The organism is Variovorax sp. GW821-FHT10C12 (genome assembly GCF_059415405.1).
This window is the reverse complement of the sequence record NZ_JBWKNE010000001.1, coordinates 1734206-1747796: the sequence shown is the minus strand read 5'-3', so window position 1 is coordinate 1747796 and position 13591 is coordinate 1734206. Positions and strand designations below refer to the sequence as shown.

13 protein-coding genes are annotated in these 13591 nt (G+C 69.1%); 6 read left to right on the top strand and 7 right to left on the bottom strand.

The genetic code is table 11. The features are described from left to right. Positions 1-6: 6 nt before the first annotated feature. Positions 7-1905 (top strand): family 2A encapsulin nanocompartment cargo protein cysteine desulfurase, encoded by a 1899-nt coding sequence (locus AC07OH_RS08270; protein ID WP_495300259.1) that lies wholly within the window; start codon positions 7-9, stop codon positions 1903-1905. Positions 1906-1911: 6 nt separating this feature from the next. On the opposite strand, the gene AC07OH_RS08265 is transcribed toward AC07OH_RS08270, so the two are convergent. After that, a complete protein-coding gene (locus AC07OH_RS08265; protein WP_495300258.1) occupies positions 1912-2880 on the bottom strand; it encodes an alpha/beta hydrolase family protein in 969 nt (322 codons plus the stop codon). A gap of 132 nt (positions 2881-3012) precedes the next feature. Between AC07OH_RS08265 and AC07OH_RS08260 the strand changes: the two genes are divergently transcribed. Beyond that, on the top strand, positions 3013-4374 hold the full coding sequence (locus tag AC07OH_RS08260; protein WP_495300257.1) for an NAD(P)/FAD-dependent oxidoreductase: 1362 nt from the start codon (positions 3013-3015) through the stop codon (positions 4372-4374). Between the two features lie 2 nt (positions 4375-4376). On the opposite strand, the gene yjjJ is transcribed toward AC07OH_RS08260, so the two are convergent. The 5 genes from yjjJ to AC07OH_RS08235 all read right to left on the bottom strand — a co-directional run bounded on the left by yjjJ (position 4377) and on the right by AC07OH_RS08235 (position 9710). Further along, complete coding sequence (gene yjjJ / locus AC07OH_RS08255) at positions 4377-5705, bottom strand: type II toxin-antitoxin system HipA family toxin YjjJ (RefSeq protein WP_495300256.1); 1329 nt, start codon at positions 5703-5705, stop codon at positions 4377-4379. An 85-nt stretch (positions 5706-5790) separates the two neighbouring features. Continuing rightward, a complete protein-coding gene (locus AC07OH_RS08250; protein ID WP_495300255.1) occupies positions 5791-6468 on the bottom strand; it encodes an aspartate/glutamate racemase family protein in 678 nt (225 codons plus the stop codon). Positions 6469-6482: 14 nt separating this feature from the next. Beyond that, a complete protein-coding gene (gene panE, locus AC07OH_RS08245; protein WP_495300254.1) occupies positions 6483-7415 on the bottom strand; it encodes a 2-dehydropantoate 2-reductase in 933 nt (310 codons plus the stop codon). Between the two features lie 65 nt (positions 7416-7480). Continuing rightward, the gene (solA, locus tag AC07OH_RS08240; RefSeq protein ID WP_495300253.1) at positions 7481-8707 is read right to left on the bottom strand and encodes an N-methyl-L-tryptophan oxidase; all 1227 of its coding nucleotides are present in this window, start codon (positions 8705-8707) and stop codon (positions 7481-7483) included. A gap of 19 nt (positions 8708-8726) precedes the next feature. Beyond that, on the bottom strand, positions 8727-9710 hold the full coding sequence (locus tag AC07OH_RS08235; RefSeq protein ID WP_495300252.1) for an aliphatic sulfonate ABC transporter substrate-binding protein: 984 nt from the start codon (positions 9708-9710) through the stop codon (positions 8727-8729). 226 nt (positions 9711-9936) lie between these two features. Between AC07OH_RS08235 and AC07OH_RS08230 the strand changes: the two genes are divergently transcribed. From AC07OH_RS08230 to AC07OH_RS08215, 4 genes are read left to right on the top strand one after another with little or no spacing between them, the layout of a single operon-like run. Continuing rightward, positions 9937-10779 carry a transporter substrate-binding domain-containing protein gene (locus AC07OH_RS08230; RefSeq protein WP_492742119.1) on the top strand — a complete coding sequence of 281 codons (843 nt, stop codon included), beginning with the start codon at positions 9937-9939 and terminating at the stop codon, positions 10777-10779. 31 nt (positions 10780-10810) lie between these two features. Further along, positions 10811-11527 carry an amino acid ABC transporter permease gene (locus AC07OH_RS08225; RefSeq protein WP_495300251.1) on the top strand — a complete coding sequence of 239 codons (717 nt, stop codon included), beginning with the start codon at positions 10811-10813 and terminating at the stop codon, positions 11525-11527. Next, a complete protein-coding gene (locus AC07OH_RS08220) occupies positions 11524-12258 on the top strand; it encodes an amino acid ABC transporter permease (protein ID WP_495300250.1) in 735 nt (244 codons plus the stop codon). Before AC07OH_RS08225 ends, AC07OH_RS08220 begins: the two co-directional genes overlap by 4 nt. A 48-nt stretch (positions 12259-12306) precedes the next feature. After that, complete coding sequence (locus AC07OH_RS08215; RefSeq protein ID WP_495300249.1) at positions 12307-12864, top strand: NADPH-dependent FMN reductase; 558 nt, start codon at positions 12307-12309, stop codon at positions 12862-12864. Positions 12865-12933: 69 nt separating this feature from the next. On the opposite strand, the gene AC07OH_RS08210 is transcribed toward AC07OH_RS08215, so the two are convergent. Continuing rightward, positions 12934-13581, bottom strand: coding sequence for an FMN-dependent NADH-azoreductase (locus tag AC07OH_RS08210; RefSeq protein ID WP_095745444.1), 648 nt, complete (start codon positions 13579-13581; stop codon positions 12934-12936). Positions 13582-13591: the final 10 nt, after the last annotated feature.

Below are 13591 nucleotides of genomic sequence, written 5' to 3'. Positions count from 1 at the left end.
GCCGCGGTGAGCAGCACACCCACGTTCCCGGGCGAGGCGCCGTTCGATCCGGCCGTTCTCGCGCGCATGGCCAGCGTCATGTTCTCCGCGCCGCCGGGCGCGCAGTTTCCCGCCAACATCGCACCGCCGGGCTCGCCGCAGGTGAGTCCCGCCGGCTTCGGGCCGAGCGTGCCGGGCACGCCGATCCCGCAGGGGCAGATTCCGGGCGCCAATGTGCTGCCGGCATCGCCCACGCAGCTGCCGTCGCTCGCGAACCGCGCGCCGGCACTGCTGCCGCATGCGGTCGCTGGCAACGGTGTGCCGGACGCGGTGCTGTCGGTGGCGCCGGCTTTCGAGCCGCGCTCGGGCGGCGTGGTGCAGGGCGTGCCGCAGCAGGTGGGGGCGCCCGCGTCGCCGCAGGCGGCCTCCGCATCGCCGTTCTACTTCCTGAACAACAGCTACGGACATCCGACGGCAGGCACCGCCGGCGATGGCTTTGCGATCCACGATCCGTTCGCGGGCCTTGCCGCGCCGACCGCGCAGCCTGCGTTGCCACCGAGCCCACCTTCGGCACCGGCCGGACGCGACGCGCAGTTCTACTTCGTCGATGCGGTGCGCCTGCCCAATGGCTTCGTCACGCCGGCCAAGCCCGATCCGCGCGGCCCCGATGCGGTGCCGCTGGCCGGTAGCGGCCAACATCCGCCGTTCGACGTGCACGCCGTGCGCCGCGATTTCCCGATCCTGCAGGAGCGCGTCAACGGCAAGCAGCTCGTGTGGTTCGACAACGCGGCCACCACGCACAAGCCGCAATCGGTCATCGACCGCATCGCGTACTTCTACGCGCACGAGAACTCGAACATCCATCGCGCGGCGCATGAACTCGCTGCGCGCGCGACCGATGCGTACGAAGGCGCGCGGGAGCGTGTGCGCAAGTTCATCAATGCGCCGGAAGTCGAAGAGGTGATCTTCGTGCGCGGCACCACCGAGGCCATCAACCTCGTGGCCAAGAGCTGGGGCGGCCAGCACGTGGGTGAGGGCGACGAGATCATTGTGTCGAACCTGGAGCACCACGCCAACATCGTGCCGTGGCAGCAGCTCGCCGCCGCCAAGGGCGCGAAGCTGCGCGTGATCCCGGTGGACGATTCGGGCCAGGTGCTGCTCGACGAGTACCGCAAGCTGCTGAACGACCGCACGAAGATCGTCGCCGTCACGCAGGTCTCGAACGCACTGGGCACCGTGGTGCCGGTGAAGGAGATCGTCGAACTGGCGCACCGCGCGGGCGCCAAGGCGCTGGTCGATGGCGCGCAGTCGGTCTCGCACATGCGCGTCGACGTGCAGGACATTGGCGCCGATTTCTTCGTGTTCTCCGGCCACAAGGTGTTCGGCCCGACCGGCATCGGCGTGGTGTGGGGCAAGCGCGAGGTGCTCGAAGACATGCCCCCGTGGCAGGGCGGCGGCAACATGATTGCCGACGTGACCTTCGAGAAGACCGTGTTCCAGCCGATCCCGAACAAGTTCGAGGCCGGCACCGGCAACATCGCCGATGCCGTGGGCCTGGGCGCGGCCATCGACTACGTGAACAAGGTCGGCATCGAGAACATCGCGCGCTACGAGCACGACCTGCTGGTGTACGGCATGGCGCAACTGGGCGCGATTCCCGGCGTGCGGCTGATCGGCACGGCGGCGGACAAGGCGAGCGTGATGTCCTTCGTGCTCGACGGTTACACCACCGAAGAGGTGGGCCACGCGCTCAACGACGAAGGCATTGCCGTGCGCACGGGCCACCACTGCGCACAGCCGATCCTGCGGCGCTTCGGCGTCGAGACCACGGTGCGGCCGTCGCTGGCGTTTTACAACACCTTCGACGAGATCGACCGGCTGGTGACGGTGGTGCGGCGGCTCGCCGGCCAGCGGCGCACGCGCTGAGCCGGCTCAGGGCTTCGATGCCAGGTGCTGCCTGAAGAAGGCGAGCACCTTGGCATTGAAGTCGGCGTGGAAGGCGACGCGGTCGAAGCCGCCGGCATCGCTGCAGATCTCCGGCAAGGCCTTGGCCATGGCTGGCGCGCAGGGCGCCAGGAAGGCGAAGTGCGCGGTGTTTGCGGGCACGTACCAGTCCGGCGCGGAAGGCAGGTTGCGGCGAACCGCTTCGACGTCGTCCAGCGTCACCCCGTCGCCGCCGCGCGCGGAGGCCCAGAGCTGGACGGGCACCGTGACCTGCTTCAATCCCTCGGCATCGAAAAAGCTCAACGGATCGACGATCACCGCCGCCTTGATGCGCGCATCGCGCACCGGGGGCGCAGGCAGTTCCTGGCGCTGGATCTGGCCGCAGAACGGAATCTTCGACGCCGGCGTGCAAAAGCGCAGGCCCAGCTTGAAGTCGGGCACCGCGCCCGTCGCGACGAGGCCGGTGTAGCCGCCGCGCGAGAAACCGAAGAAGCCGACCTGGTCGGCGGCGATCTTCGTGTGGCCGGGCCACGTCTTGAGCATGTGGTCGGCCAGCCGGCGCATGTCGACGGGCCGCGCGGCAAATGTCGAGAGATGGCCCCGGCGTTCCATGTCCTGGAAGTTGTCGTTCGGATGGTTGATGGCGGCGACCACGAAACCCGCGTCGGCCAGCGCCGCCGCCGTGTCGTGGTGGCCGAGGAATGAGCCGCCCGAGCCGTGCGACATCAGCACCAGCGGCAGACCCGTGCCGACGACGGGGCAGTCCTTGGTGGCCGAAATGGCGATCAGGCCGAACGCGATCTCGCCGGGCGCCGCCTCGCAAGGCGTCCACACCGCGCCGCGCAAGGCCGGCCCGTCCTTGTCGGCCGGCACCTCGATGAAGCTGAGCCCCGCCGCATGGCTCCATGCGGCAGACACACAGAGGGCGGCGAGCAGGGCAAGGCGATGCAGGGTCATGGTGCGCAAGGGTTCGGGGGCTGAACGGGCCGCCAGTGTGCCGCCTCCGGCCCCGCGCCGCCAGCCCGTTTTGCGTCGTGCGATGCGGGCGCGCTATGCTCTGTCGCTGTCCATCACGCTGCTTGTCTTCGCATGTCCCAGCCTCAGGTTTCTTCTTCCGGTGCTCCTTCTTCTGTCAGCGATTCCTGCGATGTGTTCGTGATCGGCGGCGGCCCCGCGGGCTCGACCGTCGCGGCGCTGCTGGCGCAGCAGGGGCGCAGGGTGGTGCTGGTCGAGAAAGAGCACCATCCGCGTTTTCACATCGGCGAATCGCTGCTGCCCGCGAACGTCGAGCTGTTCGACAAGCTCGGCGTGCGCGACCAGGTCGAGAAGATCGGCATGCCGAAGTTCGGCATCGAGTTCGTCTCGCCCGAGCACGAGCACCGCAGCTACGTGGAGTTCGCCGAAGGCTGGGACAAGTCGCTCGACTCCGCCTGGCAGGTGCGCCGCTCCGAGCTCGATGAGCTGCTGTTCCGCAACGCCGCCACGCGCGGCGCCCAGGCCTTCGAAGGCTGCAAGGTGCGCGACGTGGCCTTCGACGCCGACGGTGCCACCGTGCAGGCCGTGATGGACGACGGCGCCAAGCGCAGCTGGCGCGCGCGCTTCGTGGTCGACGCCACGGGCCGCGACACGCTGCTGGCCAACAAATTCCGCTGCAAGCAGAAGAACCCCGACCACAACAGCACCGCGCTGTTCGGCCACTTCACGAATGCCGAGCGGCTCGAGGGCAAGAAGGAAGGCAACATCAGCATCTGCTGGTTTCCGCACGGCTGGTTCTGGTTCATTCCGCTGGCCGACGGCACGACCAGCGTGGGCGCGGTGTGCTGGCCCTACTACCTGAAGACGCGCGAAAAATCGCTGAAGGAATTCTTCTACGACACCATCGCACTGTGCCCCGTGCTGGCCGACCGCCTGAAGAACGCCACGCTGGTCGACGAGGCCGTGCACGCCACGGGCAACTTCTCGTACTCGAGCACGCACGCCACGGGTGACAACTACCTGCTGCTGGGCGACGCTTTCACCTTCATCGACCCGATGTTCTCCTCGGGCGTGTACCTGGCGATGCACAGCGCCTTCGACGGCGCCGAGCTGGTGGCCACCGCGCTCGACCAGCCGGCCGAGCTGGCCCGTGCGCGCGAAGGCTTCGAGGCCATGATGCGCAAGGGCCCGCGCGAGTACTCGTGGTTCATCTACCGCGTGACCAACCCGACCATCCGCGACATGTTCATGTACCCCGGCAACCCGTTCCGGGTGAAGGAGGCGCTGATGTCACTGCTGGCCGGCGACATCTACAAGGGCACGCCGATGTGGGGCGCGCTGCGCATGTTCAAGGTGCTGTACTACGGCATCTCCCTGGCCAACTTCCGACGCACCATGGCGGGGTGGAAGCAGCACCGCTTCAACATCCGCGACATGGGGGCGTTGAAGGGGGAGACGATCCAGAAGTCGGACTGAGGCTAGGCGCCCGGCAGGTCGGCGATGAGCCGCCGGTTCTGCCGCGCGAGCGTGCGGAATGGCCCGGAGAGGCGGTCGTCGGCCGCCACGGTGTCCCAGTACACGCCGGCCAGTTGCCGGGCGTGCGGCCATTCCTGCAGGGTGTCCACGGTCGGCGCCAGCCCGGTGGCCGCCAGGTCGCGCACCGGCAGTTCGCCGCTGGTCGGTGCATACAGCGTGGGCAGCACGTCGTAGGCGGGCGCCAGACGCCACGCGTTCCCTTCGATGAGCAGCGAGATGTTGCCGTAGTGCCGGTCGGTGTTGCCGATGAGGCGGCCGAAGGCTTCGAGAAAGCGCAGGCGCTGCGCATGGTCGGCACGCAGCAGGCCGCGCGAGGCCATCCGGTTGGCGGTGGCGGCCCAGTTGTCGATCTTGCCGACGTGCTGCGCGTCGTATGCCATCAGCGACACCATGCCGATGCGGCCCCGGGCCGAACGGTCGAAGCGTTCGACCTCCAGGAACACGCGACCACCTTCGATGAAGACGCGCGTGGTGGCCGCAGCGACGCCCGCTTGCGCCAGGGTGTTCAGCGCCAGGTGCTCGCTGACGAGAAGATCGCGCGAACGCCGGTCCAGGGCCGACGTGCCTGCGAGCGAGAACTTGACGATGACCTGCCGGCCATCGCGCACCGTGCAGAACTTCGGCTGTTCGCCGCCGGCCGAAGAGCCGGGCAGGGTGCCCTGCATCGCGCGCTCCGCCATGGCGGGGTAGTCGCTCACGGAGACTGAGCGAGCGGCGCGCGCGCCCAACGCATGAAAGCGCTGGAAGGATTCGGCGCCCACCACGAGGTTGCCGGGCAGGTCTTCGCCGCACAGCGCGAGCGCCTGCAGCACGTCGTCGTCGTTCCAGTGCTCGGGGTTCGCTGGCAACCCGAGTTCGGGGTGCCCCTGCGCGAAGGCGCGGCCGATGAAGCCCTGGGGGCGCATGTCGGCAAGGAACCATGGCAGGCCGTCATGCAGCGCGCTGCGGCCTTGCTGCTCGTCCATCCAGCAACGCCCGCCCTGCAGCGGCACGATGCGTCCGAACGGCGAGGCCTGGCCGGCGGCATCGATCTCGACGACCGGCACTTCGCTGCCCACACGCTCGACGTGCCGGGGTGCCACGTACATCTGCGAGCGCGCAGCGCCCACCTTCAGGATCTGCGCGCTGCGAACGAGCGGTGCCAGCGTGCGCGAGGCGGTGGCCTGGCTGATGCCCAGCCGCGCCTGCAACTCGGCGCTCGCGGCAGCGCCTTGCGAACGGATGAAGGCGAGGGCTTCGGCGCTCAGCGATGGCGGGGTGGACGGCGGCATTGCATATCTATGTGAATAGATAAATTATCCCACTCGCCATTGAGGAATCAAAGAGAAATGAATTCCTGTTTGAATAGATACTTTTCTACGAATTCAGCGCCGCATGCCGGGCCCGCAGCGTGGCCACCGCATGCGTCACCCCCAGCTGCGGGCTGCTGAGCACATCGACCCCGAGGTCCGCCAGCAACCCCGTCACCGGCGCCATCGACGCCTGCGCCAGCACGATCACGTCGGTGCCGTCGGCCGCAGCGCGGATCGATTCGGCCAGCGTGGCCACGTAGCGCGCGATGTCGCCGGACTGGAAGTGCACCCAGGCATCGTCGACCAGCAGCGTGCTGGCGCGGATGCCGACACCGGCTTGCCGCGCGGCGGAAAGCACGAGCGACAGCGTCGGGTCGATGGTGCTTTCGACAGCGCCGACGATCAGCACGCGCGGGCCGTTGCGCACGGCGCGGTCGGCCATGGCGCGGTCGATGCGCAGGGCGGCGAAGGCGCCGCCGGTGGCGGTCTTTTCGGCGATGCCGCCGATGGTCGAGCAGGTGCACACGACCACCGAGGCGCCGTCCGAGGCGGCGTCGCGCATGGCTTCGTGGACGCGCGCCACCAGGCCGGCGTGGTCGACGCCCAGCGTGCGCGCATCGGCGAGCAGCTCTTCCATCACCAGGTGCTGCACGCGCAGCTCGGGCGCGATCTCGCGGGCCAGGCTGCCGAAGGTCTGCACATGCACCTGCGCGGTATGGAGGAAGGCGAGCGTGTCGGCCATGGTGTTGCCGTCGTTCAATCGGCCTCGTGGGCGCGCCGGAACTCGTAGGCCTTGAGGTGCACGTAGGCCGTGCGCAGCACCGAAGGCGTGGCCGATGCGGTGCGCGGCGCGCGGGCCAGCAGGTCGCCCAGGATGTGGTCGGCCTCGACGCGCGCGCCGCGGGCCATGTCCTTGTACATCGAGGCGGTCATGGGCGAGCCGGCGGTCGTGACCACCGCGCGGCCGCGCGTGACGGCGCCGGGCCGCGGGGCAAAGCCGTTGTGGGCAGCGATGGCGCAGCACTCGTCGAAGATCGCAAGCGCCACGTCTTCGCCACCGGCCGCCACGATGTCGCCGATGGAGGCGTGCATCAGGCTCGTGAGGCCCGCGGCCGAGGCGATGAAGACCCACTTCTCCCACATGTCCTGCGCGATGGTCTCGCTTGCGGTGGCCGTGAAGTTCGCGCCGGCGAACTGGGCCGCGATGGCGTCGATGCGCGGCGAGCGCCCGCCCGCGCGTTCGCCGTAGCTCAGGCTGTGCATGTCGTTCAGGTGCTGCACGCGGCCCTCGTCGTCGAGGGTGGCGGAGATCATGCACAGGCCGCCGAGCACGCGCGCCTCGCCGAAGCGCGCGACCAGCCGGTCGATGTGGCCCAGGCCGTTGAGCAGAGGAAGGATGACGGTGTCGGGCCCGACGGCGGGCGCGAACGAGTCCATGGTGGCGTCGAGGTCGTAGGCCTTGCAGCCGACCACGACCACGTCGTACGGGCTGCCGATCTGCTCGGCCAGCACGTGCTTCGGCGTGGGCAGGTCGAGGTCGCCGAAAGGGCTGCGCACCACGAGCCCGGTCGTGGCCAGCTGGGCCGCGCGGCCGGGACGCAGTAGAAAGGTCACATCGCGGCCTGCCGCGAGCAGGCGTGCGCCGAAGTAACCACCGAGTGCTCCCGCACCCACCATCAGGAATCGCATCGCGCGCTGCCTCCGAAGAAACTGAAGATCGGAAGCGATGATGCCCCGGATCGCGCGCGGGCGCCTCAGGGGTGTTGCGAGGTCGCCAGTCGCTCGCGGGCAAAGGGCCGCAGGTCGAGGCCGTGCGCGCTCTCGCGGCCCAGCACGCGGTCGGCGATGGCGTCGCCCAGCCCGGCCGAGTGCTTGAAGCCGTGACCGGAGCAGGCCGAGACGATCAGCACATTCGGCAGGCCGTCGAGCGCGTCGATCACGAAGCGGCGGTCGGGCGTGACGGTGTACATGCAGGCGCGGGCCTTGAGCGCATGCCCCGCGATCTGCGGAAAGCGCCCGGCCACGCGGTCGCGGTACATGGCGGCGGTTTCCTTGGCGCTCACCTCGCGCTCGAGCGCGTCGGGCGTGGTGGCGTCGACGTACTGCTCGGTGGCGACCTTCAGCGCGGGCTGCGACGCGTCGGAGGCCGGAAAGCCGTACATGTAGTCTTCCTGCGCGTCGCCGAACATCCAGATGAAGATCGGGAAGCGCCCGGGCGCGAAGTCGGCCGCGGCGGCGGGGCCGGTGTCGAACCAGTGCATCACCTGGCGGTGCACCGAGAAGTGCGCTTGCCAGTCGGTGCGCGCCTGCCGGCCGAGAAACTCGGGCAGCCAGGCGCCGGCCGCGACCACCACCTGGTCGGCGGTGAAGCTCGCGGTTTCGGTGCGCACGCGCACGGTGTCGCCGTTGCCCACGGGCTCGACGCCCAGCACGCGCTCGCCGGTGCGGGTCTGGGCGCCGTCGGCGCGGGCCACGGCGAGCTGTGCGGCGATGGCGTCTTCGGGGCGCACGAAGCCGGCGTCGCGTTCGAGGTAGCCGATCTCGTCGCCCTGCAGGTGGAACTGCGGGTAGCGCGCGCGGATGCCGGCCGCGTCGAGCACCTCGTGCGCGATGCCGAAGCGCTCGGCGCAGGCGATGGTGCGGCGCACGAAGTCGGACTTGCCGTGGTGTTCGGCCACGCGGTCGCGTGGCGCGAGGATGAGGCCGCCGGTGGTGGTCATCAGCGGGCGGGCGGTGCGCGCCTCGAGCTCGCGCCAGATGACGTGCGAGCGATGCACCAGCGGCACGTACTCGTCGCCTTCGCCGACGGCCAGCCGCGTGATGCGCGAGTCGCCGTGCGAGGAGCCGCGGTCGTGCGGCGGCGCGAACTGGTCGATGCCGAGCACGCGCGCGCCGCGTTGCGAGAGCTGGTAGAGGGTGGCTGCGCCGAGGGCGCCCAGGCCGATGACGATCGCGTCGTAATGAGTAGGGGAACGGGTCACGGGGCGAGAGGTTTCGTCGTCACACAAGGTTCAGGTCGAGAAACGCATCCTTCACCGCGATGGGCTGGGGAATGAGCTTCAGCTGCGCGAACACGTCGGCCAGGCCCTGCTGTTCGCGGGCGATGGCGGGCGTGAGCGCCACGACGCCATAGTGCCGCCGTTCGGTCGCCAGCGCCAGCACCTTGGGCTCGACCTTCAGCTGCGGCGCGAGCGTGGCCACCACCTCGCCGGGGTGGGCCTGGGCCCAGTCGTTGGCCTTGCGCAGTTCGGCGAACACGGTGCGCAGCGTGTCGGCGTTGGCGCGCGCGAAGGCGGGCTGTGCGAAGTGGTAGGTGCGGTTGCCGCTCAGGCCGGTGCCGTCGAACAGCAGGCGCGACTCGGTCGCCACCTGTGCGCCGGCCAGGAACGGGTCCCACAGGCCGATGGCCGCGACGCTGCCCGACTGGTAAGCCGCCACGGTGTCGGAGGCCGTGACGATGTAGACCGGCTCGATGTCTTCGTAGCGCAGGCCGGCCGCCTCGAGTGCGCGGATCAGCACGTACTGGGTGTTGTAGCCGCGGCCGGTGACGACCTTCTTGCCCTTGAGGTCGTGCACGTTGCGGATCGGCGAGTCGCGCGGCACCAGGAAGCCGACGCCGCCGGGGTAGGGGCTTTCGGCCGCGAGGTAGGCCAGGCCCTTGCCGCTGGCCTGCTGGAACACGCCGATGCCGTCGGAGGCATGGCCGAAGTCGATGGCGCCGGCGGCGAGTGCTTCCGACAGCTGGCTGCCGCCGAGGAACTCGCGCCACTCGACGCTCACGCCGGCCGGCGCGAGCGCCTTCTCAAGCTGGCCCGTGCCCTTGAGGATGTTGAGCGTGTTGAACTTCTGGTAGCCGATGCGCAGCGTGCGGGCGCGCGTCTGGGCAAACAGCGGGGCCGAGGCGGCCACGGCGGCGGCACCGACACCGGCGCGAAGCAGAAGGCGCCGGGAGACGGCGGGCGAGGAAGAGCGTGGGAAGTGCATGGGAAGAGCGGGGCCGCGTCGCGCGGCCGAAGAAGAAAAAAGCAGTCAGTCGGAAGGCAGAGGCTGGCCACTCTAGGGATCGATGCTGTCTCGCGCCACGAAGCTTTTGTCATTTGTTCATGCGCAACTCATCGCTGCATATGCAAGCGGAAATTGCTTCGTTGGCGCCGCACGCGGCGCTGCCTAGAGTCGCGCTCTCTTTTTCCACTTCCAGCGAAGCGCAGGCATGACCCGCAACACCCACTCTTTCACCGTGACCAGCCTGGCCCTGGCCCTCGGCGCCTTCACCACCCTGGGCAACATCGCCTGGGCCGACAAGCTCGACGACATCCGCAAGGCCGGCGTGCTGCGCGTGGCCGCGTTCGACGGCAACCCGCCCTTCGGCTACATCGACCCGGCCAGCAAGAAGCAGGTCGGCCACGACATCGACCTGGCGACCGAGTTCGCGAAAAGCCTGGGCGTGAAGATCGAACTGGTGCCGACCAACCCGGCCAACCGCATCCCGCTGCTCACCTCAGGCAAGGCCGACGTGGTGTTCGCCAGCTTCACCATCACCGACGAGCGCGCCAAGGCGGTGGACTTCACCACGCCGTATTTCCTGGTCGGCCAGCAGTTCCTGGCGAAGAAGGGCGTGCTGAAGGAGGCCGCGCAGATCAAGGACATCCGCATCGGCACCGAGAAGGGCACGACGATGGAATCGAACCTGCGCAAGAACTACCCCGACGCCAAGGTCGTGCTCTACGACGATTCGCCGTTTGCACTGGCCGCGCTGCGCAACGGCAACGTGCAGGCCATCACCAACGACGGCGTGAAGCTCACGGCGCAGTGGAACGCGATTCCCGACAAGGAGAAGTACGAGATCCCGGCGATCACGGTGTCGAAGGAGTACCTCGGCGCGGCCGTGGCCAAGGGCGAGACGCGCCTGCTCGAGACGCTCAACGCCTGGCTGGTCGACAGCGAGAAGAACGGCCGCGCCGTGGCGATCTACGACACCTGGTTCGGCCCGAACAGCAAGGCGCCGCTGCCGCGCCTGCTGAAGATCGGCGACCAGCGCGTGGCCGCCAACTGATGGGGCACGCAACGACCGGATCGATGCGATCTTGAGCGATTTCCTGCGCGAGCACCTGCTCGCGCCCCATTACCTCGGCTGGCTGCTCGACGGCTGGCTCGTGACCGTGGGCGCCTCGCTGCTGGTGGCGGCGGGCGCCACGCTGCTGGGCGTCGTCGTGGCGGCGGGACGCTCGTCGAGCCGGCCCGCGTGGCTGCGCGCGAGCGGCGCGTACGTCTCGCTGTTTCGCAACACGCCGCTGCTGGTGCAGCTCTTCTTCTGGTACTTCGGCGCGCCCAGCCTGCTGCCCGAGGCACTGCGCGAAGGGCTCTTGGCGGGGCGTTTCATTTCCTTCGAACTTCTGTCGGCGCTGCTCGGGCTCACGCTGTATGCGGCGGCCTACGTGGGCGAGGACATCCGCTCGGGCATCCGCGGCGTGCCCGTGGGGCAGACGCTGGCGGCGCAGGCGCTGGGCTTCACGCGCGCGCAGGTGCTGGCGCAGGTGGTGCTGCCGCAGGCGCTGCGCATCGCGTTGCCGCCGCTGCTGGGGCAGTACATGAACATCGTCAAGAACACCTCGCTCGCGATGGCCGTGGGGCTGGTCGAGTTGTCGTACGCCTCGCGCCAGGTCGAGGCGGAAACCTTCAAGACCTTCCAGGCCTTCGGCGTGGCGACGCTGCTCTACATCGTGACCATCGGTGCGATCGAGCTGCTGGCGGCGTGGGCTGCGCGTCGGCAATCGTTGGCGCCGGGGAGGGCGAGGGCATGAGCGAGGCGCTGCACATGCTGTGGGACAGCCTGCCGTACCTGCTGTGGGGCGCCTTTCCGCAGGGCGAGCTGGGCGGTGCGGCGCTCACGGTGCTGCTCAGCGCCGGCTCGGGCATCGCGTCGGCGTTGCTGGGCTTGGCGTGGGGCATCGGGCTGGCCATGGCGCGGGGGCCGCTCAAGCGCGGGCTGACGCTGGGGCTGGCGTTCCTGCGCGCGATCCCGGTGCTGATGCTGATCTTCTGGACCTACTTCCTGCTGCCGTTCGCGCTGGGCGTGAGTGTGCCGGGCGTGCTGTCGGTGATGTGCGCGCTGTCGCTGGTGGGCGGCGCCTACCTGGCGCACGCGGTGCATGCGGGCATCCGCGGCATCGGCGCCGGGCAGTGGGCGGCGGGGCTGTCGCTCGGGCTCACGCGCTGGGGCACGCTGCGCCACGTCGTGCTGCCGCAGGCGCTGCGGATGATGCTGCCGTCGTTCGTCAACCAGTGGGTCACGCTGGTGAAGGACAGCTCGTTGGCGTACGTGGTGGGCGTGGGCGAGCTGTCGTTCGTGGCCTCGCAGGTGAACGCGCGCACCATGGTCTATCCGGCGGAGATCTTCGTGCTGGTGGGCGCGATCTACTGGCTGTTGTGCACCGGGCTGGACCGGCTGGCCCACGGGGTCGTGCGCCGCGCGCAGGCGGGTGCGCCGGTTGTCATGAACTTTTCTGGAAAAGGTCTTGAGCGCTTCGCATAATCGTCCCGGTCATTCCGACAGCCTTTCTCATTTCAAGGAGTTCCACCCATGGCACAGACCCGGATCGCCGTCATCGTCGGCAGCCTGCGCAAGGATTCGTTCAACCACAAGCTGGCCCTGGCGCTGGCGCACCTCGCGCCGTCGGACTTCACGTTCGAGACCCTGCGCATCGACGACCTGCCGCTGTACAACCAGGACGACGACGGCAACCAGGCCGCACCGGTGAAGCGCCTCAAGAGCGAAGTGGCTGCCGCGCAGGGCGTGCTGTTCGTCACGCCCGAATACAACCGCTCGATCCCCGGCGTGCTGAAGAACGCCATCGACCACGCTTCGCGCCCCTATGGCCAGAGCGTGTGGGCCGGCAAGCCGACCGGCGTGCTCGGCATTTCGGTGGGCGCCATCGGCACCGCGCTGGCGCAGCAGCACCTGCGCAACATCCTGGCCTACCTCGACGCGCCCACGATGGGCGGCCCCGAGGTGTTCCTGCAGGCCAAGGAAGGCCTGTTCGACGACAAGGGCCACATCGGCAATGAAGGCACGCAGAAATTCCTGCAGGGCTGGATGGACAAGTACGTGGCGTGGGTCAAGGCCCATTCCGCCGTTTGATCCTTCAAGGCAAGCGCCCATGAAAAAGCCGCCCCACGGGGCGGCTTTTTCGTTCCGGCGGCGGAAGACTCAAGCGGCTTGCGCGACGTTCTTCTGGTTCGCAGCTTCGGTCGTGGCCACGAGGATGTCGGCGCGGGCGGCGGCCAGGGCGGCGGCCTTGGGCGCGTCACCCATCGCGATGCCTTCGGCGCGCACGAAGCGCACGTCGGTGATGCCGAAGAAGCCGAAGATCACCTTCAGGTAGCTCTCCTGGTGCTCGGCCGCCTGGCCGCCTTCGGAGGTCGAGTAGATGCCGCCGCGGCTGGACGCCACGATCACGGTCTTGCCACCGGCCAGGCCGACGGGGCCCTTCTCGGTGTACTTGAACGTGCGGCCGGCTTGCGCGAGGCGGTCGATCCAGGCCTTGAGCTGGGTCGGGATGGTGAAGTTGTACAGCGGGGCGCCGAGCACGACGACGTCGGCGGCCAGGAACTGGCTCACCAGCTTTTCCGACAGGGCGTTCTCGCGCAGCTGCGCTTCGGTCGGCTGGGCCTGCACGCCGGTCTTGATGCCCAGGGCGTCGACGCCGAAGTGCGAGGGCGCGTCCACGGCCAGGTCGAGGTATTCGACCTGGGTGTCAGGGTGGGCCGCGCGCCAGGCGGCGACGGTTTCGGCGGTCAGCTGGCGCGAGGTGGAGCCGGCGGCGAGGATGCTGGAGTCGATGTGGAGCAGCTTCATGTCAGTCAAT